The sequence below is a fragment of the Mizugakiibacter sediminis genome (assembly GCF_000953855.2).
GTDB classification, from domain to species: domain Bacteria; phylum Pseudomonadota; class Gammaproteobacteria; order Xanthomonadales; family Rhodanobacteraceae; genus Mizugakiibacter; species Mizugakiibacter sediminis.
In genome coordinates, this window is sequence record NZ_DF970134.1 from 96,598 (window position 1) to 114,772 (window position 18,175).

Below are 18,175 nucleotides of genomic sequence, written 5' to 3' on the forward strand. Positions count from 1 at the left end.
GGGGTGAGGGTGACGCGGCCGGGGACGGCTCCCGGGAAGTGGCGTCAGTGGCCGCGCGCCGCCAGGGCCGCTTCCAGCGCGGCAACGCGCTGTTCGAGTTCGTCGAGGCGGGCTGCCGTGCGCACCAGCACCGTGCGTTGCACCTCGAATTCCTCGCTGGTGGCGAGGTCGAGACGGCGCAATCCCTGCGCCAGCACGTCGCGGAAGTTGGCCTCCAGGTCCGCGCGCGCCTGCGCGAGCCCGGGCGGCACCAGCGCGGCGAGCCGCTGCGCGAGCTGGTCGATGCCTTGCACGTCGATCATGGCAGCACCCCGAAAGTGTCGGTGGAGACGGTACAGCTTACGTCGAGGAACGCACATCGGCGGTTATCGCCGACACATGTAGGAAAATTCCTACAGGCCGCGTCCCGCCGGGACGGCGCCGCGACGGCACGGCAAGCCGCGGCGATGGCAGAATGCCGCCGACAGCGAGGAGCACGCATGAAACTGGTCACCGCGATCATCAAGCCGTTCAAGCTGGACGACGTGCGCGAGGCGCTGTCGGAGGTGGGCGTGCAGGGCATCACCGCGACCGAGGTCAAGGGCTTCGGCCGGCAGAAGGGCCACACCGAGCTCTACCGCGGCGCCGAGTACGTGGTGGACTTCCTGCCCAAGGTGAAGCTGGAAGTGGCGGTGACCGACGCGATGGTCGAGCGCGTGGTCGAGGCGATCCAGAACTCCGCGCGCACCGGCAAGATCGGCGACGGCAAGATCTTCGTCAGCCCGCTGGAACAGGTGATCCGCATCCGCACCGGCGAGCTGGACGCCGACGCGCTGTAGCGCTTCTTCGGTTCTGGCCGTGGCGCCGCCGCGGCGAAAGGCTTTGGGACGCGGATTCGCGCGGATGAACGCGGATAGCGGAGGTCGAACCCACTCGACCGGCATGACGGCCGGTGCGGCGGTCTTTCGTTGATCGGCGCAAATCCGCGTGCAGACGGCTCTCGACGGGTTGCGCTACCGCGCAGTCGTTACGCTCTTCCCGGGTCACGCCTTGGCCTTGCCCTGCTGCGCCACCGCGGCCATCTTCGCCGCGATCGCCGCCTGGTCGCCGAGGTAGTAGCGGCGGACGGGCTTCAGCGCGTCGTCGAACTCGTACACCAGCGGCACGCCGTTCGGCACGTTCAGCTCGACGATGTCCTCGTCGGAGATGCCGTCGAGGTACTTGATCAGCGCGCGCATCGAGTTGCCGTGCGCCGACACCACCACGCGCCGGCCGGCGCGGATCGCCGGCGCCAGCGTCTCGTGCCAGTACGGCAGCACGCGCGCGACGGTGTCCTTCAGGCATTCGGTCAGCGGCATCTCGCCCGGCGCCAGCCCGGCGTAGCGTGCGTCGCCGGCGGACACGTTCGCCTCCGGCTTCAGCGCCGGCGGCGGCACGTCGTAGCTGCGCCGCCACACCAGCACCTGCTTCTCGCCGTACCGTGCGGCGGTTTCCGCCTTGTTGAGGCCGGTCAGCGCGCCGTAGTGGCGCTCGTTGAGGCGCCAGGTGGTGACCACCGGCAGCCACATCAGGTCCATCGTCTCCTGCACGTGCCACAGCGTGCGCACCGCGCGCTTCAGCAGCGAGGTGTGGGCGAGATCGAAAGTGAAGCCGGCCTCCTTCAGCAGGCGGCCCGCCTCCTGCGCCTCGGCGATGCCCTGCGGCGTGAGGTCGACGTCGGCCCAGCCGGTGAAGCGGTTCTCCTGGTTCCACAGCGACTGGCCGTGGCGGATCATGACGAGGCGATGCATGGCGTGCGGGTGCGAGGAGACGGAGCCGGCGATGGTGAAACCTCGCGGCGGGTCCGTCAATGCCGGCCCATGACGGAAGTCACCTAAACCCGCCCCGCGCACGGCGCATCCCAATCGACGTCATCACCCGGGAGTTCACCCATGAAACGCATGCTTACCCTGCTCCTCCTCGCCCTGGCGCTGGCCGGCGCGGCGCATGCCGGCGAGCAGAACATCGACAAGGTGCTGGGCTCGATCCACGTCGATGCCGGGCAGACGATGGGCGACGTCACCACCGTCAACGGCAGCATCCATCTCGGCGCCGGCGCGACCGCGGCCAAGGCCGAGACCGTCAACGGCAGCATCACGCTGGCCGACAAGGCGCAGGCGCACTCGCTGGAGACGGTCAACGGCGGCGTCGACCTCGGCGCCGGCGCGCGCGTGGCGACCACCGTCGAGACGGTCAACGGCCGCTTGGCGCTGGCGCGCGGCGCCGAGGTGCTGGGCAAGCTCTCCAACGTCAACGGCGACATCCGCCTCGACGCCGCGCATGTCGGCGGCGGCATCGAGACGGTCAACGGCGACATCACCATCGGCGCCGGCTCGCATGTCGAGGGCGGGCTGCTGGTGGAGGAGAACGACCATCACGGTTGGATCCGCATCGGCGAAGAGCACAAGCCGCGCATCGTGATCGGCCCGGGCGCCGTGGTGCAGGGCACACTGGAGTTCCGCCGCCCGGTCGAGCTGTACGTCAGCGACCGCGCGACGATCGGCCCGGTGGTCGGCGCCACGCCGGTGAAGTTCAGCGGCGACGCGCCGCCGTCGGGCTGATGCGGGAGCGGCTTCGGCCGCGAACCGCCGACTCGAAAGCCGCCGGGGCCGCGGCCCTCGCGCAGCCGGCGCATGACCTTTGGCATGGCCGGCCGCGGCGGCGGCGACCTACACTCGGACGTTCCATCCCCGTCCGGAGTGAGCCATGCGCCGACTCGCCCTCGTCAGCCTCATCGCGTTGGGACTGGCGGCCTGCCAGCAGCAGGCCGCGCCGCCCGCGCAGACCGGCACCCCCGCACCCGCCGCTTCGGCCGCGTCCGCGTCCGCGGCGGTCACGCCGCCGCACGCGTTCGCCGCCGACATCACCGCCGGCGACTTCGCCGCGCATCTCGAGCGGCTGTCCTCCGACGAGTTCGAGGGCCGCAAGCCCGGCACCATCGGCGAGCGCCTGACCACCGACTACATCGTCGAACAGTTCAAGCGCATCGGCCTCCAGCCCGGCAACCACGGCGACTGGTTCCAGTCGGTGCCGGTGGTGTCCACCGACCTGCAGAACCGCGACGTCACGCTGGACGTCGCCGTGGGCGGCGGCACCGAGAAGTTCGCCTACAAGACCGACATGGTCGTGAACACGCTGCAGGCGCAGCCGGACGTGAAGCTGGACGGCTCCGACATCGTCTTCGTCGGCTACGGCGTGGATGCGCCGGAGTACCGGTGGAACGACTACGCCGGCGTCGACGTCAAGGGCAAGACGGTGATCGTGCTGATCAACGATCCCGGCTGGGACCGCAACGACCCCGGCCTGTTCAAGGGCCGGGCGATGACCTACTACGGCCGCTGGACCTACAAGTACGAGGAGGCCGCGCGCAAGGGCGCCGCCGCCTGCTTCATCGTCCACGAGACCGAGCCCGCCGCCTACGGCTGGAACGTGGTCGAGAACAGCTGGGACGGCCCGCAGCTCGACCTGCCCGCCAGCGAGGATCCGGCGCCGCGCCTGCCGGTCGCCGGCTGGCTGACGCACGAGGCCGCGCAGCGTCTGTTCGCCAAGGCCGGCCTCGACTTCGAGAAGCTGAAGGCCGCCGCCGACCAGCGCGGCTTCAAGCCGGTGGCGCTGAACGCCAAGGCCTCGATCGAGCTGCACAGCAAGATCGAGAACACGCGCTCGGCCAACGTGCTCGGGCTGCTGAAGGGCAGCGAGCGTCCGGACGAGGTGGTGGTCTACAGCGCGCACTGGGACCACCTCGGCAAGGATCCCAGCCTCCAGGGCGACCAGATCTTCAACGGCGCGATCGACAACGCCACCGGCGTCGCCGCAATGCTGGAGATCGCCGAGGCGTTCGCGCACCAGAACCCGAAGCCCAAGCGCTCGGTGCTGTTCGTCGGGTTGACGCTGGAAGAATCCGGCCTGCTCGGCTCGAAGTATTACGTCGCGCACCCGGCGTTCCCGCTGAACAAGACGGTCGCCGACATCAACATGGACGCGCTGCCGATCATCGGCCCGGAGAAGGACATGGAGGTGGTCGGCTACGGCCAGTCCGAGCTCGAGGACTACCTGAAGGCCGCGCTCGCCGCCGAGGGCCGCAGCATGACCCCGGAAGCCTCGCCGGAGAAGGGTCACTACTTCCGTTCCGACCACTTCAACTTCGCCAAGGCCGGCGTGCCGGCGCTGGATGCGTCCGGCGGCATCGACCTGGTCAACGGCGGCGAGGAGGCCGGGCGCAAGGCCATGGCCGACTACGTCGAGCACCGCTATCACTCGCCCGCCGACGCGTTCGACCCGAACTGGGACTATCGCGGCGTGATCGAGGACGTGCAGACGCTGTACGCGGTCGGCGAGAAGCTGGCCGGCGAGAGCAGCTTCCCGCAGTGGCGCGCGGACAGCGAGTTCCGCGCCGCGCGCGAGAAGTCGATGCAGCAGAAGTGAGGCGCGCGGGGCGCCGTCCCGCCCGCCTTCGCGGACGACGCGCCGGCCCGTGCCGGCGCGTGCTTTTTCGGCGGGAAGGCGCGCCGCCGTGCGCGCCCGAGGCGGGGATTACAGCCAGTCGCGCGGCTTCAGGTAGTCGGCGAGTTTCGCTTCCGCGCTGCCCTCCTGCGGCTGCCAGCCGTATTCGAAGCGGACGCGCGGCGGCAGGCTCATCAGGATCGACTCGGTGCGGCCGCCCGACTGCAGGCCGAACAGCGTGCCGCGGTCGTAGACCAGGTTGAACTCGACGTAGCGGCCGCGGCGGTAGAGCTGGAACTCGCGCTCGCGTTCCGTCCACGGCTCGTGCATGCGCCGTGCGACGATCGGCAGGTAGGCGTCGAGGAAGCCCTGGCCCACCGCCTGGGTGAAGGCGAAGCAGCGCTCGAAGCCGCCTTCGTTGAGGTCGTCGTAGAACAGCCCGCCGACGCCGCGTGTCTCGCCGCGATGCTTGAGGAAGAAGTACTCGTCGCACCAGCGTTTGTAGCGCGCGTAGACGTCGCTGCCGAACGGCGCGCACAGCGCGTGCGCCACCGTGTGCCAGTGCACGACGTCCTCGTCGTACGGATAGAACGGCGTCAGGTCGAAGCCGCCGCCGAACCACCACACCGGCTCGACGCCCGGCTTGCGTGCTTCGAAGTAGCGCACGTTGGCGTGCGTGGTCGGCACGTAGGGGTTGCGCGGATGCAGCACCAGCGAGACGCCGGTGGCGACGAAGCTGCCGCCGGCGAGATCCGGACGGTGCGCGGTGGCGCTGGGCGGCAGGGTGTCGCCGTGCACGCGCGAGAAGTTGACGCCGGCCTGTTCGAACACGCCGCCGTCCTTCAGCACGCGGGTGCGGCCGCCGCCGCCGGCGGGGCGTTCCCAGACGTCCTCGGCGAAGCGCGCGGCGCCGTCGATGGCTTCCAGCGCGGCGCAGATGCGGTCCTGCAGTTCGCGCAGAAAGGTTTCGGCTCGGGTGGCTTGGTCTTGCATGGCGGCAAGCGCGCCGGGGATGCCGGCGCGCGCAGTGCTCACTTCTCGGCCGGCATGTGCAGGTTGCGGTTGATGTCTTGGACCAGGAATTCGATCCAGCCGAGGTAGTTCTTGTGGATGTAGGGCTTGCCGTCCTTCATCTCGTACTTCAGGTTCTCGCTGTCCACGTACTTGATCTGCACCGCGCTGGTGTCGTACGTGATGGCGATGCGCGCGACGTGCTCGCGCAGGTGCAGCGTGGCGTCGGTCTCGCCCGCCTTCTCCGCCGTCACCGACCAGCCGCGGCCGATCAGCGCGTAAGCGATCGCCTTGCCGACCTCCGCCTCGCCGAGCCCCGCCGGCACGTGGATGGGATCGGGATTGACCAGCGGCGCCTGGCGCAGCGCCATGGTGAGCGCCAGCAGCGGCACGAGCAGCAACAACAGAAGACGCGACTTCGGCATGACGGATTCCCTTTCCCTGAAAGCGGCGACCTGCCGCCGCCCAAGCTTAACAGGGCGCCCGCTCAGCGCAGGCGGTCGAGCATGCGGTGGTGGCCGATCAGACGCGCCCAGCGGCTGCCGACGTCGATCCACATCAGATAGCCGGACTCGATCAGCAGACGGCGCAGGTAGCGCGGCGAGCGCGGCAGCCGCGGCTCGGCGGCGCAGGGCGCGGCCTCGAAGCCCAGCCCACGCGCGAGGTGCGCGCAGCGCGCGAGATGGTAGCGGCTGGTGACCAGCAGCACCGGCGGCGGCGGCGTGCCGAGCAGGCTGCGTGCGTGGCGCAGGTTCTCCAGCGAATCGATCGACGCTTCCTCCAGCAGCACCGGCAGGTCGGCGCCGAGGCCGCGCGCGCGCAGCCAGGCGTGGCCGGCGGCGGCTTCGCTGACGCCCTCGCCGCAGTCGCCGCCGAGCAGCAGCAGGCGGTCCAGCGCGCCTTCCGCCGCCAGTACGCGCGCGCGTTCCAGGCGCGCGGCGTAGTCCGCCTCGACCACGCCGCCGCGCAGCCGGCGGCCGAACACCAGCGCCACGCGCGGACCGCGCGGCCGCGTCGGCGCGCGCAGCGCCAGGCCGAACACGTAGGCGAAATAGCCGAGCCACAGCAGGCCGCCGGTCAGCGCCAGCGCCAGCGCGGTCACCGTCAGCGAATGCCAGACGTCGGGGTCGCCGAGATAGCGGAACGGTCCGCGGCGAAGGAAGGCGGGGGCGCGCAGCATGGGATCGGGGCGGGCAACCGCCGCAGTCTGGCCCGGGTGGCGCCGGCGCGCAATGCGGCCGCCCGCCCTTGCGCTTGCGCAACATGGCGCGAACCACCCCTTGCGTATACTGCGCCGCCCGCCAACGTGAAGCTCGCATGACCGCCCGCACGCCGCCGCTCGCCGTGACCGCCTACACCGCCGTGTCCGCGCTGGGCTGCGGCCGCGCGGCGCACGCGGCCGCGCTGCGCGCCGGCGCCTGCGGGCTGCGGCCGAACGCGATCTCCAGCGCGCCGCTGCCCTGCTGGGTCGGCCAGGTGGACGGCATCGAGGCCGCGCCGCTGCCGCAGGAACTCGCCGGGTGGGAGAGTCGCAACCACCGCATCGCCTGGCTGGCGCTGCAGCAGGACGGCTTGCTCGATGCCGCGCGCGCGGCGCGCGAGCGCTACGGCCGCGACCGCGTCGCGTTGTTGCTCGGGACCTCCACCGCCAGCATCGGCGCCAGCGAGGAGGCCTACCGCCGGCTGACGCCGGACGGCCGCTTCCCGCCCGACCTGCGCCGTCCGGCGATCCACACCGCGCATTCGCTGGTGGCGTTCGTCGCCGCGGCGCTGGATCTCGCCGGGCCGTGCGCGACCGTCTCCACCGCCTGCTCGTCCAGCGCCAAAGTGTTCGCGCAGGCCGAACGCCTGCTGCGCCTCGGGCTTGCCGACGCCGCGCTGGTCGGCGGCGTCGATTCGCTGTGCGACAGCGTGCTGTTCGGCTTCAACGCGCTGGAACTGGTCTCGCCCGAGCCGTGCCGGCCGTGCGACGCCGCGCGCCGCGGGCTGTCGATCGGCGAGGCCGGCGGCTTCGCCCTGCTCGAGCGCGTCGACGCCGCGCCGCGCGCGCCGCGCCTGATCGGCTACGGCGAATCCAGCGACGCCCACCACATGTCCTCGCCGCATCCGCAGGGGCTGGGCGCGCGCCTGGCGCTGCAGGACGCGCTGGCGCGCGCGGGGCTGGAACCGGCTGCGGTCGACTACGTCAACCTGCACGGCACCGCCAGCCCGAAGAACGACGAGGTCGAGCTGGCGCTGATCGCCGACACCTTTCCGGCCTCGACGCGCGCCAGCTCCACCAAGGGAGCGACCGGACACACGCTGGGCGCGGCCGGCATCCTCGAGGCGACGGTCGCGCTGCTGGCGCTGGAGCACGGCGTCGTGCCCGGCACGGTCGGCTGCCGCACGCCCGATCCGGCCGCCGGGCCGCAACTCGCGCTCGCGAGCGAGGCGCGCGACGTGCGCGTCGCGCTCAGCAACTCGTTCGGCTTCGGCGGCAACAACGCCTGCCTGGCCTTCGCCCGCGCGGAGGCGCTCGCATGAGCGCGACGCTGACGCTGTGGGTGGAGGGCATCGGCCTGTGGGCGCCGGGCCTGCCGTCGTGGCCGGCGCTGCGCGCGCTGTGCGCCGGCGGCGCGCCCAGCGAATGCGCGGCGCGTCCGGCCGCCGCGGTGCTGCCGCCGGGCGAGCGCCGCCGCGCGCCGGAAAGCGTGCTGCTGGCGGTCGAGGCCGCCGGCCAGGCGGTGGCGATGAGCGCACGCGAGGCGCGCGAACTGCCCTGCGTATTCAGTTCCGCGCATGGTGACCTCGCCATCATGGACTACATGTGCGCCACCCTCGCCGCCGCGCCCGCGGAACTCTCGCCGACCAAGTTCCACAACTCCGTGCACAACGCCGCCGCCGGCTACTGGACCATCGCCAGCGGCTGCATGGCGCCCTCGACCGCGCTGGCCGCGCACGCGCACAGCTTCGGCGCCGGCCTGCTGGAAGCGGCGACGCAGGCTTGCGCCGAACGGCGCGCGGTGCTGTACGTCGGCTACGACGCCGTCAGCCAGGGGCCGCTGGCGGAGATGGCGCCGTCGTCGCAGCCGTTCGCCGCGGCGCTGGTGCTGGCGCCGGCGCCGGGCGCGGCGGCGTGCGCGCGGCTGACGCTCGGCATCGGCGCCGAGGCCGCGCCGGCCGCGCCGCGCCATCCCGCGCTGGCCGCGCTGGCCGCGGCCAATCCGTCCGCCGGCGGGCTGGCGCTGCTGGAAGCGCTGGCGGCGGACGCCCCGGCCGCACTGGCGCTGGCCGCGGGTCCGCATTTCCACCTCACCGTGCACTTGGAGCCGAGCCGATGACCGTTGCCCGCTGGTGCGTGCTGATCCCCTGCCTCAACGAGGAGCGGGCGATACGCGGCGTGGTCGAGTCCGCACTGGCGCTGGGCGCGCCGGTGCTCGTGGTCGACGACGGCTCCAGCGACCGCACGCCCGAGATCGTCGGCGCGCTGCCGGTCACGCTGCTGCGCCACCCCGAGCGGCGCGGCAAGGGCGAGGCGCTGCGCACCGGCTTCCGCGAGGCGCTGAAGCGCGGCTACGACGCCGTGGTGACGATGGACGGCGACGGCCAGCACAGCGCCGCCGACGTGCCGCGCCTGGTCGCCGCCGCGCAGCGCTACCCCGACCACATCGTGATCGGCGCGCGCCTGCTCGACCGCGAGCGCCAGCCGAAGTCGCGCCGCCGCGCCAACGCGGTCGCCGACTGGGGCATCTCCTGGGCCTGCGCGCGGCCGATCGCCGACACGCAGAGCGGCCAGCGCTACTACCCGCGCGCCGCGCTGGAGCTGGTCGACCTGCCGGCGGAAGGCTTCGTGTTCGAGGCGGCGATCCTGATCGCGGCGACGCGCGCCAGGGGCCTCGGCGTGGTCTCGGTGCCGATCGCCTCGCGCTACGAGGGCGGCCTGCGCACCAGCCACTTCCGCCCGATCCGCGACGTCACCCGCATCACCCTCTACACCATCGGCCAGGTGATCCGTTACGGCGATATCTGGGCCAGCTACCGCCGCTCGCGCGCCGACGCGATCGTCTGCGCCGATCCGCGGCCGGCGTAGCGCCGCGAGGGCGACGGACGGGCGAACGGCAAAGTCGTTCGACGCGGATCCGATCCGCGTCCAAGAAACGTCCCCTCGACTCAATCGTCCTCGTCGCCGGCGTCGAGCATGCGGCGCTGGATGGTGTCGAGGTAGCGGTCCAGCTCCTCGGTGCTGGCGAAGATCTCGTCGAGCGGCGTCGCCCGCACGATCTCGAACACCTTGCGCACCTGCGGCTGCGGGCCGACCATCAGCAGCGGCGCGCCGTGCTGCTGCATCGCGCGGCGCGCCTTGAACAGCACGCGCAGGCCGGCGCTGGACACGTATTCCAGCCCGGCCAGGTCGAACACCAGCGCGCGCGGGGCGCCGTCGCGCAGCACGCGTTCCAGTTCCTGGTCCAGCCGCGGGCTGGTGCCCGCGTCGAGCATGCCGCGCAGGACGATGCGGCAGCGTCCCTGCGCATCGGCGGCGGTCTGGATGTCGAGCGCCATGACGGCTCCCTCAGCGGTCGGTGGTCCTGGTGCGCCAGCGCGGCAGCACCACGCGCGTGCGATTACGGTCGTCGACGCGTGAATATTCGGTGACCGAGGCCAGCCGCCGCACCAGGTACAGGCCGAGGCCACCGACGCGCGTGTCGGCGTCGGTCCAGCTCGCCGGGTCGGTCAGCGGCTGCGCGAACGGATCGAACGGCGGCGCGTCGTCGTCGACCGACAGTTCGAGCTGGTCCAGCGTCAGCGTCACGTCCACGGTGATGTGGTGCAGGCCCTCGGCGTCGGCGTAGCCGTGGCGCAGGGTGTTGGTCAGCAGCTCCTCCAGCACCAGGCGCGCGTCGACCACCAATTCGTTGATCGCGCCGGCGCGCTCCAGCGCGCCCTGCACGCGGCCCAGCAGCTGCTCCAGCATGTCGAGACGCGCCGGCATCACGAAGCGCGTGCGCGTGCCGGCGTGGCGGCCCTCCGTCGGCATCGCCAGGTACTGCAGGGCGAACAGCGTGATGTCGTCGCCGGGTTCGCTGTCCTGGGTGTGCCGTTCGAGGCTGCCCAGCACGCGCTCGACCACCGCCGCCGGCGCGCGTTCGCCGGCCAGCGCGGCGGCGATCAGGCGCGCCTCGCCGAACAGGCCGCCGGCGGCGGCGCGCGCGTCGGTGACGCCGTCGGTATAGGCGAGCAGCAGGTCGCCGGGATCGAGGACATAGCGCTGCGCGGCGAACTGCACGACCGGATCGACGCCGAGCGGCGGTCCGCCCGCGATCGGCAGGGTCACGCATTCGCCGTCGGCGCGCATCAGCAGCGGCGCCTCGTGGCCGGCGCTGGCGTAGGCGAGCGCGCCCTCGGCGAGATCGAGCACGCCGCAGAACAGCGTCACGAACATCAGGTTGTCGTTGCGCTGGCACAGCTCGGCGTTGAGGCGGGCGAGGATGCGCTGCGGATCGAGCGTGTCGCGCGCGGCGCCTTCCAGATGGCCGACCACGCGCGCCATGAACAGCGCCGCCGGCACGCCCTTGTCGGAGACGTCGCCAAGGGCGAAGCACAGATGGCGGGTGTCGTGGCGGAACACGCCGTAGAAGTCGCCGCCGACGCTGCGCGCCGGCATCAGCCGCGCGCACAGGGCGAAGCCGCTGCCGCTGCGCTGCAGCGCGCCGCCGCCGGGCAGCATGCTGCGCTGGATTTCGCGCGCGGCTTCCAGCTCGCCGTCGAGGCGCGAGCGCGCCTGCACCGCCGCGGTCAGCTCGGCGATGTGCGCCTTCAGCGCGGTGCGCATGCCGTCGACGCTGCGCGCGAGCTGGCCGAGCTCGTCCTCGCGGTCGATCGGCGCCAGCGGCGAGTCGAGGTCGCCGCGGGCGACGCGCTCGAGGCCGGCGTTCAGCGCGCGCAGCGGCAGCGTGATGCGGCGACCGATGCCGACCGCGAACCCGCCCAGCGCCAGCAGGCCGAGCAGCGACAGCACGCCCACGCCGCCCAGCAGCCATTGCGCGCGGCGCACCAGTTCGGCGTGCGTCAGTGCCGCATCAGGTTGGCCGAACAGCACCGCGCGCACGCCGACGAACACCAGCGCCAGCGCGGCCAGATAGACCAGCGCGCCGGCCAGCAGCGTCCAGAACGCGATGCGCGCGGTGAGGCTGCGGAAGGCCATGCGGGCGGCCTGCGCGGCGCGTTCAGGCCGGCACGGCGGCTACCGGCGGACGGGCGAAGACGGGGCTGCGCATGCGGCTCTCCTCCTTCGGCGGGCCGTGGCGAAGGGTGCCGGCCCGGAGCCGCAGCATGCCGCAGGCCGCGCCGGCGCGCCAGCGACTTCACCCCATGCCGCCGTTGACGCCGATCACCTGGCCGTTGACGTAGGCGGCGGCGTCCGAGCACAGGAAGGCGACCACCGCCGCGACTTCCTGCGGCGTGCCGACGCGGCCGGCGGGCACCAGCGCCCGCACCTGCTCCGGCGTGAACAGCCCCGCGGTCATGCGCCCGGCGATGATGCCGGGGGCGACCACGTTGGCGGTGATGCCGCGCGAGCCCATCTCGCGCGCCAGCGACTTCACCGCGCCGTGCAGCGCGGCCTTGGCGGCGGCGTAGTTGGCCTGGCCGCGGTTGCCGAGCACGGCGGCGACCGAGCCGATGGCGACGACGCGGCCGAAGCGCGCGCGCGCCATCGGCAGCAGCAGCGGCTGCACGGTGTGGAAGAAGCCGTGCAGCGAGACGTCGATCACGCGGTGCCACTGCGCGGCGCGCATGCCGGCCAGCGGCGCGTCGTCGTGGACGCCGGCGTTGTGCACCAGCGCGTGGATCGGGCCGGCGGCGAGCAGGGTCTCCAGCGCGGCGCCCGCGGCGTCGGCGACGGCGACGTCGAAGACCACCGCCTCGGCGTGGCCGCCGGCGGCGCGGATCGTCTCCACCACCGCGCGCGCGCGTTCGCCGTTGGCGTGCGCGTGCACGATCACGTGCCAGCCTTGCGTCGCCAGCGCCTGGCAGATCGCGCCGCCGAGATCGCCGCTGCCGCCGGTGACCAGCGCGCGGCGCGGGGAAGCGGTTGCGTTCATGCGGCATCTCCGGACGGATGGATCACCGCCGCGCGGCCCGCGGCCAGCACGCGCCCGCGGTGCTCGACGCGGAATGCGTACTGCGCGCCGCCGGCGTCGGCCAGCAGGCATTCGGCGTGGACGTCGACAGGATCGGCGATGCCGTCCAGCGTGTCCACGTGCAGGGCGACGTCGCGCAGCGCCACCAGCAGGCCGGGGCGCGGCGCGGTTTCGCCGCGCGCGCGCGCCAGCAGCGCCCCGTGCACCGCCATCGCCTGCGCGCCGACTTCGCACAGGTGCACGGCGTGCACGCGGCCGCCGCGGCGCAGCGGGTGCTCGGCGCGCAGGTGCGCTTCGCTCAGCGCGTGGATGCGTGTGGCGTCGTAGTCGAGCACCGCGTCCAGCAGCACCATCGCGCCGGCGTGCGGGATCAGCGGTGCCCAGTCAGTCCTGGCGAGCATGCGGCGCCATCAGGATGGATAGACAGAAATGGAAGCCGACGCCGAGCGCGACGGTGACGCCGATCGCGCGCAGCACCGGCAGCGACGACCAGCCCAGCATGCCGAACACCAGCACCGCCGAGGCCACGCACACCAGCGTGGCGTGCAGCGTGCGGCGCTGCTCGGCGGCGTCGCCGACGTCGCGCTCGAAGAACAGCGCGTAGTGCAGGCCGAGGCCGGCGGCGAGGATCAGCGCGACCAGGTGGAACAGCGACAGCGGCACCGCGCAGGCGCGCAGCACCGCCAGCACCAGGAAGGTGGCCAGCGTCATCGGCGCCAGCACGTGCCAGGCGCGGCGCGCGCCGCGCAGCGCCAGCGTCACCGTCAGCACCAGCAGCGCGGCGGCGACGGCGAGCGCGCGCAGGATGCGCACGCGATAGGCGGCGACCAGCGATTCCGAGGCGGCCTTGAGGTCGAGCAGGCGCGCGGCGCCGCCGGTCGTCGCGGCCCAGGCGCGCAGCGCTTCGGCGTCGTGCACGCCGGTCAGCGTGGCGAGGCCGAGCCAGCCGCCGCCGCGCGGCACCAGCATGGCGTCGAGGCGCGCGCCCAGCGGCGTGCGCGCGAACCGCGCCGGCGTCAGCGGCGGCAGCGTGCGCGCGGCCTCGACGTCGGCGACGAACGGCGCGAACAGCCCCGGCTTGTACGGCAGCTCCGCCTGCGCCTCGGCCAGCGCGGTCTCGAGCGCCGCGCGGTCGGGCAGCCGTGCCTGGCGCGCGCGCTGCGTGGCGACGCTGGGCAGGTAGCGCGAGGGCAGCTCGACGGCGTCCAGCGCGTGCCGCGCGACCAGCGCGTCGAGCTGCGGCGCCAGGCGCTCGGAGGCGGCCAGCACGCCGTCGGCGTCGGCCGCCTCGATCACCAGCAGGTAGCGCACGTCGGGCGCGCCCAGCGCGGCGCGCAGCGCGGCGTCGCGCGCGAGCAGCGGCTGCGGCAGCGGCGTCAGCGCGGCGAGATCGTTCTGCCAGAACGGGCCCGGCGCCAGCGCGATCGCCGCGGCGACGGCCGCGGCCAGCAGCGCCGGCAGCCAGCGCGGCCGCGGCAGCGCGCGCAGCCGGCGCCACAGCGCATCCAGGCCTGGGGTGTCGGCGGCGTCGCGGAAGCGCGCGGGCAGCACGCGCGGCAGCAGGTAGCGGGTGGCGAAGCCGGCCACCAGCAGGCCGACGATGGTGAACACCGCGAGCTGCTCGAGGCCGTTCACGCCGGAGGCGTAGAAGGCCAGATAGGCGATGCAGGCGGAAGCGATCGCGGTGAGCAGCAGCGGCCACAGGTCGCGCACGCTGGCCAGCGCCGTGGCGCCGGCGCGGCGGTGGCTGAGCACGCGGATCGGATATTCCTGGGCGACGCCGAGCAGGGTGAAGCCGAACGCCAGGGTGATGCCGTGCACCGCGCCGAAGCCCAGCACCAGCGCGGCCAGGCCGGCCAGCGCGCCGCTCGCCAGCGGCAGCGCGATCAGCGCCGGCACGGCGAGGCTGCGGTAGGCGGCGAACAGCATCAGCGCGAAGCCGAGCGTGGAAACGAGGCCGATGCGGTCGGCCTCGGCGCGCGTGCGCGTGCTGGCCTCGACGGTGAAGTAGCCGGGGCCGCTCAGCGCGAGCCGCGCGCCGCCGGCGCCGGGCAGCGCGGCGAAGGCGCGGCGCAGCGCCGTCTGCGCCTCGCCCTGCGCGGCCGGGTCGAAGCCGGGCGCGCGCGTCTGCGCGACCAGCAGCGCCTCGCCCTGCGGCGAGAACCACACGCCGTCGCGCAGTTGCGGCGACTTCGCCGGCGCCCAGCGTTCGGCCAGCTTCAGCGTCTCCAGGGTGGGGTCGCGCGGCAGCAGCGGCTTCAGCAGCGCGGCGGCGGGCGAGCCGAGGTCGTCGAGGCGCTGCTCGAGCTGGTCGCGCAGGTAGGCGGCGTCGAGCGGCTGCGCGTCCAGCGTCGGCGACAGCAGGTAGCGGTAGGGCAGCAGCTGGCCGTCGAGCAGGCCGGCGTCGAAGGCGCCGTTGCCGACCTGCTCGAAGTGCGGATCGCGGCGCAGCGCGGCGGCGAGACCGCGACTCAGCGCGGCCAGGCGTTCCGGCGGGGCGCCGGACAGCGCGATCAACAGCAGCCGCGAACCGGGGCCTTCGCCGATCGCGTCCATCAGCAGCTTCTGGTCGGGCGTGGCCGGCGGCGGCATGAAGCTGCGCAGGTCGCTGCCGACGCGAAGATGCGTCGCCACGCCGGCGCCGAGCGCGACCAGCGCCGTCAGCCACAGCGCCAACAGGACGATGCGCGCGCGCAGGCTCACCGCGCGGCGGCCCCGCTGCAGCGCGCGGCGAGTTCGGCGCGGGTGACGTGCGCCGGGGGCAGCGGCTCCGCCGCGGCGCCGAGCAGGGTCACGGTGGCGTCGCCGTCGGCCTCGTCGAGGCTGAGGCAGCGCGGCTCGCGCGCGCTGCCGTCGACGGTGATCGCGCCGACGCGCCGGCGCAGCGCGGCGTCGCGCGGCACCAGGTGCAGGGTCCAGTGCGCGCCGTCGCCGTCGGCGCGCAGCTCGAACGCGCCGGCGAGCGCGGCGGCGTCGCCGGACAGCAGCGCCTGGAAGCTCAGCAGCAGCCCCTTCAGCTCGGGCGCGCGCGCCAGCGGCATTTCCCGCGGCGGTCGTCCGTCGCGCTGCACGCGCAGCGTGTCGTCGGCGATGTCGGACTGCTCGCGGTAGGGCGAGGCGACGCTGCGCCGCAGGCGGTCGCCGCCCAGCCAGGCGAGCTCGCCGGTCAGCACCAGCGGGCGCTCGAGCATGCCGAGGAAGCGCACCTCGGTGAACGCGGTGCGCGCCGGCGCCGGCCGCGCCAGCGAGGCGACCAGCGCCTCAGGCGAGGTCGCCGCGCAGATCGGCGGCGCCAGCGCGGCCAGCGTCAGCGCCGTGGCCAGGCGCAGGGTGGTCCCAGAAATCATAGAAGTTGAACCAGTTGTAGGGATGCTCGCGCACCATAGCCTCCAGGCGCGCGGCATAACGGCGGATGAGCGCATCGAGCGCGGCCTGGCGGCCCTCGCGCGGGATCGTCGCGTCCTCGACGAACGGTTCGAAGATCAGCCGGTAGCGGTTGCCGCCGAGGTACAGGCCGAAGCACAGCACCACCGGCAGGCGCAGCGTCGAGGCGATCAGCCACGGCGCGGCGGGGAACGGCGCCGGCGCGCCGAGGAACGGCACGTGGCGCATCGTCTCGCGGGCGCGGCCGCGGTCGCCGAGCAGGGCGATCATCGCGCCGCGTCGCGCCGCCTCGTGCATCGCCAGCACCACCTCGGTGCCGCCGCGCGAGGCGTCGATCACGTTGTGGCCGATCTCCGGCGCCAGCGCTTCCAGCAGCTCGGTCAATACCGGCGTCTGCGCCTTGTCCAACACCACCCGCAGCGGGATCTGCGGCCGCTTCAGCGCCAGCACGCGCAGCACCTCGAAGCTGCCGACGTGGGCGCCGAGCAGCAGCACGCCGCGGCCGCCGTCGAGCCGCGCTTCCAACGCCGAAAGACCGACGATCTCGATGTCGAAGCCGCGCATGCCGCGCGCCAGCAGGAACACGCGGTCGAGGGTGATCGAGGCGAAGGCGTGGATGTGGCGCATCACCTCGAGCGCGCCGACCGGGCGGCCCAGCACGCGGCCGAGATAGGCGCGCGAGGCGCGGCGCTCGTGGCCGCGGCGGCAGAAGAAGTACAGCGTGATCGGGTAGAGGATCAGGCGCGCGAAGCCGCGTCCGCAGGTCAGCCCGATCGTGCGGATCAGCCACAGGGCGAAGCGTCCGCCGCCTTCCCTGCGGCCCTGCCATTGCGCCACCGTCATCGCGCCCCCTCGATCTGCCCTCGCGCCAGCAGCGTGCCGCCGCGCAGCACGGCGAAGCGCACGCGCGCGCCGGCCTCGTGCAGTTCCACCGTGGCCTCCTCGCCCGGCCGCAGCGGCGCGGCGAACTTGGCCTCGACCAGTCTGGCCAGCCGCTGGCCGCGCCAGCGCGCCAGCGCCAGCGCCACCTGCTCCAGCAGCAACACGCCGGGCACCAGCGGCCGGCCGGGGAAATGGCCGGGCAGCGCCGGGTGGTCGGCGTCGATGCAAAAGCTTTCGCGATAGGCGGTGCTCATCGGCGGCGGCGCAATTCCGGCCAGTGTCGCGCCAGTTCCCGCAGGAACGCGACGAATCCCCGGCGCGGCACGTGGGCGAGCGCACGGCGGCGCACGGCGTATTCCAGCACGAACGCCAGCGCCAGCACGACATAGGCGAGGCCGTTCACCCACAGGCTCCAGTACGCGCGCGGCAGCGCCCAGCGCGGCGCCATGCCGAAGCCGGCCAGCAGGCCGTCCGGCACCGCCAGCATGGCGAGGCCGAGCGCCAGCGCGGCCAACGCGCCGAGCAGCCAGGCCCAGCAGCGCGTCACCGCGCGGGTATAGCGCCGCACGACCGGATCGGCGGCCACGGCGGCGCCCTCGCTGATGCGCACGAACCGCGTCACCAGCGGCTCGGCGCCGGCGCGCAGGCTGTCGGCGAAGACGATGGCGCCGGCGGCGGGCAGCAACGCGGGCAGCAGGTAGGCCGGCAGCGTGGCGAGGTGCGCCTGCGCCAGCGCCCACAGCGCCAGCGCCGCCGCGGCCCACGCCAGCCAGGCCCAGGGCCGGGCGCGCAGCAGCGCCGGCAGCAGCGGCAGGCCGATCAGCGCCAGCGTCCACAACGCCGCGCTGCGCGGCTCGCGCCGGGTGACGGCGACGTGGGCGACCAGCGGCCACGCCAGCACGAGCGCGACGGCGGAAGCGCCGCGCAGGTTCATCACTGCAGACGATGCTGCTGGATGTGCTCGGCCAGCGCGCGCAGGCTGCCGAAGATGCGCTGGTTGTCGGGGTTGTCCGAGCGCAACTGGAAGCCGTAGCGCTTGGACACGGCCAGCGCGATTTCCAGGGCGTCGATCGAGTCGAGCCCCAGCGCGCCGCCGAACAGCGGCGCTTCGGGGCCGATGTCGTCGGGGGCGACGCCGTCGAGATTGAGGCTGGTGACGATCAGTTCGGCGAGTTCGCGCTCGGCGGCGGTCTGCTCGGTCATGCGGTGGTGCTCCGTTGCCGCCCCCCTGGCGACAAGACCCCGAAGTGTATCATAGGCGGCTTTGCCGACCCGGATCCGCATGGCTGCCAGCGTCCCTTTCCCCCGTGACCGCCTGC

At 73.6% G+C, this 18,175-nt stretch carries 21 protein-coding genes; 6 read left to right on the forward strand and 15 right to left on the reverse strand.

Features of this window, described 5'->3' with window-relative positions; all coding sequences use genetic code 11:
- Positions 1–44 precede the first annotated feature (44 nt).
- The gene (locus tag MBSD_RS00720; protein ID WP_062534108.1) at positions 45–302 is read right to left on the reverse strand and encodes an accessory factor UbiK family protein; all 258 of its coding nucleotides are present in this window, start codon (positions 300–302) and stop codon (positions 45–47) included.
- 177 nt (positions 303–479) lie between these two features.
- On the opposite strand from MBSD_RS00720, the gene glnK reads away from it, so the two are divergent.
- A complete protein-coding gene (gene glnK, locus MBSD_RS00725; protein WP_062534110.1) occupies positions 480–818 on the forward strand; it encodes a P-II family nitrogen regulator in 339 nt (112 codons plus the stop codon).
- Positions 819–1,022: 204 nt separating this feature from the next.
- Here glnK and gpmA read toward each other — a convergent pair whose 3' ends face one another.
- Positions 1,023–1,769, reverse strand: a complete 747-nt coding sequence (gpmA, locus tag MBSD_RS00730; RefSeq protein WP_062534112.1) for a 2,3-diphosphoglycerate-dependent phosphoglycerate mutase — start codon at positions 1,767–1,769, stop codon at positions 1,023–1,025.
- Positions 1,770–1,910: 141 nt separating this feature from the next.
- Here gpmA and MBSD_RS00735 point away from each other — a divergent pair, with 141 nt between their 5' ends.
- Positions 1,911–2,579 carry a DUF4097 family beta strand repeat-containing protein gene (locus tag MBSD_RS00735; RefSeq protein ID WP_062534114.1) on the forward strand — a complete coding sequence of 223 codons (669 nt, stop codon included), beginning with the start codon at positions 1,911–1,913 and terminating at the stop codon, positions 2,577–2,579.
- A 145-nt stretch (positions 2,580–2,724) separates the two neighbouring features.
- Positions 2,725–4,443, forward strand: coding sequence for a M28 family metallopeptidase (locus MBSD_RS00740; protein WP_062534116.1), 1,719 nt, complete (start codon positions 2,725–2,727; stop codon positions 4,441–4,443).
- A 108-nt stretch (positions 4,444–4,551) separates the two neighbouring features.
- Here MBSD_RS00740 and hemF read toward each other — a convergent pair whose 3' ends face one another.
- From hemF to MBSD_RS00755, 3 genes are all read right to left on the reverse strand, one after another.
- The gene (hemF, locus tag MBSD_RS00745) at positions 4,552–5,454 is read right to left on the reverse strand and encodes an oxygen-dependent coproporphyrinogen oxidase (protein WP_062534185.1); all 903 of its coding nucleotides are present in this window, start codon (positions 5,452–5,454) and stop codon (positions 4,552–4,554) included.
- A 38-nt stretch (positions 5,455–5,492) separates the two neighbouring features.
- A complete protein-coding gene (locus tag MBSD_RS00750) occupies positions 5,493–5,897 on the reverse strand; it encodes a hypothetical protein (protein WP_062534118.1) in 405 nt (134 codons plus the stop codon).
- Positions 5,898–5,959: 62 nt separating this feature from the next.
- Positions 5,960–6,652: a YdcF family protein gene (locus tag MBSD_RS00755; RefSeq protein ID WP_062534119.1), complete on the reverse strand. Its 693-nt coding sequence runs from the start codon at positions 6,650–6,652 to the stop codon at positions 5,960–5,962.
- A gap of 137 nt (positions 6,653–6,789) precedes the next feature.
- Between MBSD_RS00755 and MBSD_RS00760 the strand changes: the two genes are divergently transcribed.
- The 3 genes from MBSD_RS00760 to MBSD_RS00770 are packed head-to-tail and all read left to right on the forward strand — an operon-like array spanning position 6,790 to position 9,541.
- Positions 6,790–7,995 (forward strand): beta-ketoacyl-ACP synthase, encoded by a 1,206-nt coding sequence (locus MBSD_RS00760; protein ID WP_062534121.1) that lies wholly within the window; start codon positions 6,790–6,792, stop codon positions 7,993–7,995.
- Positions 7,992–8,792, forward strand: coding sequence for a beta-ketoacyl synthase chain length factor (locus MBSD_RS00765; protein WP_062534123.1), 801 nt, complete (start codon positions 7,992–7,994; stop codon positions 8,790–8,792). Before MBSD_RS00760 ends, MBSD_RS00765 begins: the two co-directional genes overlap by 4 nt.
- Positions 8,789–9,541, forward strand: coding sequence for a glycosyltransferase family 2 protein (locus MBSD_RS00770; RefSeq protein ID WP_062534125.1), 753 nt, complete (start codon positions 8,789–8,791; stop codon positions 9,539–9,541). The genes MBSD_RS00765 and MBSD_RS00770 overlap by 4 nt, the downstream gene beginning before the upstream one ends.
- Before the next feature lie 80 nt (positions 9,542–9,621).
- On the opposite strand, the gene MBSD_RS00775 is transcribed toward MBSD_RS00770, so the two are convergent.
- The 10 genes from MBSD_RS00775 to MBSD_RS00820 form a co-directional block, all read right to left on the reverse strand.
- Positions 9,622–10,011, reverse strand: a complete 390-nt coding sequence (locus MBSD_RS00775; RefSeq protein WP_062534127.1) for an STAS domain-containing protein — start codon at positions 10,009–10,011, stop codon at positions 9,622–9,624.
- 10 nt (positions 10,012–10,021) lie between these two features.
- On the reverse strand, positions 10,022–11,653 hold the full coding sequence (locus tag MBSD_RS00780) for an ATP-binding SpoIIE family protein phosphatase (protein WP_062534129.1): 1,632 nt from the start codon (positions 11,651–11,653) through the stop codon (positions 10,022–10,024).
- Between the two features lie 160 nt (positions 11,654–11,813).
- A complete protein-coding gene (gene fabG, locus MBSD_RS00785; RefSeq protein WP_062534131.1) occupies positions 11,814–12,551 on the reverse strand; it encodes a 3-oxoacyl-ACP reductase FabG in 738 nt (245 codons plus the stop codon).
- Complete coding sequence (locus MBSD_RS00790) at positions 12,548–12,991, reverse strand: hotdog family protein (RefSeq protein WP_062534133.1); 444 nt, start codon at positions 12,989–12,991, stop codon at positions 12,548–12,550. Before MBSD_RS00790 ends, fabG begins: the two co-directional genes overlap by 4 nt.
- A complete protein-coding gene (locus MBSD_RS00795; RefSeq protein WP_187300522.1) occupies positions 12,975–15,293 on the reverse strand; it encodes an MMPL family transporter in 2,319 nt (772 codons plus the stop codon). Before MBSD_RS00795 ends, MBSD_RS00790 begins: the two co-directional genes overlap by 17 nt.
- The gene (locus MBSD_RS00800; RefSeq protein WP_062534137.1) at positions 15,290–15,937 is read right to left on the reverse strand and encodes a LolA-related protein; all 648 of its coding nucleotides are present in this window, start codon (positions 15,935–15,937) and stop codon (positions 15,290–15,292) included. Before MBSD_RS00800 ends, MBSD_RS00795 begins: the two co-directional genes overlap by 4 nt.
- Entirely contained in the window at positions 15,852–16,817 is a 966-nt protein-coding gene (locus tag MBSD_RS00805) for a lysophospholipid acyltransferase family protein (protein WP_062534139.1), read from the reverse strand. The genes MBSD_RS00800 and MBSD_RS00805 overlap by 86 nt, the downstream gene beginning before the upstream one ends.
- Positions 16,814–17,110: an ApeI family dehydratase gene (locus tag MBSD_RS00810; RefSeq protein WP_062534141.1), complete on the reverse strand. Its 297-nt coding sequence runs from the start codon at positions 17,108–17,110 to the stop codon at positions 16,814–16,816. Before MBSD_RS00810 ends, MBSD_RS00805 begins: the two co-directional genes overlap by 4 nt.
- Positions 17,107–17,790: a COG4648 family protein gene (locus tag MBSD_RS00815; protein ID WP_062534143.1), complete on the reverse strand. Its 684-nt coding sequence runs from the start codon at positions 17,788–17,790 to the stop codon at positions 17,107–17,109. The genes MBSD_RS00810 and MBSD_RS00815 overlap by 4 nt, the downstream gene beginning before the upstream one ends.
- Positions 17,790–18,059: a phosphopantetheine-binding protein gene (locus tag MBSD_RS00820; RefSeq protein ID WP_062534145.1), complete on the reverse strand. Its 270-nt coding sequence runs from the start codon at positions 18,057–18,059 to the stop codon at positions 17,790–17,792. The genes MBSD_RS00815 and MBSD_RS00820 overlap by 1 nt, the downstream gene beginning before the upstream one ends.
- Between the last annotated feature and the right edge of the window lie 116 nt (positions 18,060–18,175).

Coding starts and splice junctions, on each gene's coding strand:
- fabG (WP_062534131.1), bottom strand. CDS start 12,551: ATGAACGCAACCGCTTCCCCGCGCCGCGCGCTGGTCACCGGCGGCAGC.
- MBSD_RS00760 (WP_062534121.1), top strand. CDS start 6,790: ATGACCGCCCGCACGCCGCCGCTCGCCGTGACCGCCTACACCGCCGTG.
- MBSD_RS00735 (WP_062534114.1), top strand. CDS start 1,911: ATGAAACGCATGCTTACCCTGCTCCTCCTCGCCCTGGCGCTGGCCGGC.
- MBSD_RS00720 (WP_062534108.1), bottom strand. CDS start 302: ATGATCGACGTGCAAGGCATCGACCAGCTCGCGCAGCGGCTCGCCGCG.
- MBSD_RS00750 (WP_062534118.1), bottom strand. CDS start 5,897: ATGCCGAAGTCGCGTCTTCTGTTGTTGCTGCTCGTGCCGCTGCTGGCG.
- glnK (WP_062534110.1), top strand. CDS start 480: ATGAAACTGGTCACCGCGATCATCAAGCCGTTCAAGCTGGACGACGTG.
- MBSD_RS00740 (WP_062534116.1), top strand. CDS start 2,725: ATGCGCCGACTCGCCCTCGTCAGCCTCATCGCGTTGGGACTGGCGGCC.
- MBSD_RS00820 (WP_062534145.1), bottom strand. CDS start 18,059: ATGACCGAGCAGACCGCCGCCGAGCGCGAACTCGCCGAACTGATCGTC.
- MBSD_RS00765 (WP_062534123.1), top strand. CDS start 7,992: ATGAGCGCGACGCTGACGCTGTGGGTGGAGGGCATCGGCCTGTGGGCG.
- MBSD_RS00755 (WP_062534119.1), bottom strand. CDS start 6,652: ATGCTGCGCGCCCCCGCCTTCCTTCGCCGCGGACCGTTCCGCTATCTC.
- hemF (WP_062534185.1), bottom strand. CDS start 5,454: ATGCAAGACCAAGCCACCCGAGCCGAAACCTTTCTGCGCGAACTGCAG.
- MBSD_RS00775 (WP_062534127.1), bottom strand. CDS start 10,011: ATGGCGCTCGACATCCAGACCGCCGCCGATGCGCAGGGACGCTGCCGC.
- MBSD_RS00800 (WP_062534137.1), bottom strand. CDS start 15,937: ATGATTTCTGGGACCACCCTGCGCCTGGCCACGGCGCTGACGCTGGCC.
- MBSD_RS00815 (WP_062534143.1), bottom strand. CDS start 17,790: ATGAACCTGCGCGGCGCTTCCGCCGTCGCGCTCGTGCTGGCGTGGCCG.
- MBSD_RS00780 (WP_062534129.1), bottom strand. CDS start 11,653: ATGGCCTTCCGCAGCCTCACCGCGCGCATCGCGTTCTGGACGCTGCTG.
- MBSD_RS00790 (WP_062534133.1), bottom strand. CDS start 12,991: ATGCTCGCCAGGACTGACTGGGCACCGCTGATCCCGCACGCCGGCGCG.
- MBSD_RS00770 (WP_062534125.1), top strand. CDS start 8,789: ATGACCGTTGCCCGCTGGTGCGTGCTGATCCCCTGCCTCAACGAGGAG.
- MBSD_RS00810 (WP_062534141.1), bottom strand. CDS start 17,110: ATGAGCACCGCCTATCGCGAAAGCTTTTGCATCGACGCCGACCACCCG.
- gpmA (WP_062534112.1), bottom strand. CDS start 1,769: ATGCATCGCCTCGTCATGATCCGCCACGGCCAGTCGCTGTGGAACCAG.
- MBSD_RS00805 (WP_062534139.1), bottom strand. CDS start 16,817: ATGACGGTGGCGCAATGGCAGGGCCGCAGGGAAGGCGGCGGACGCTTC.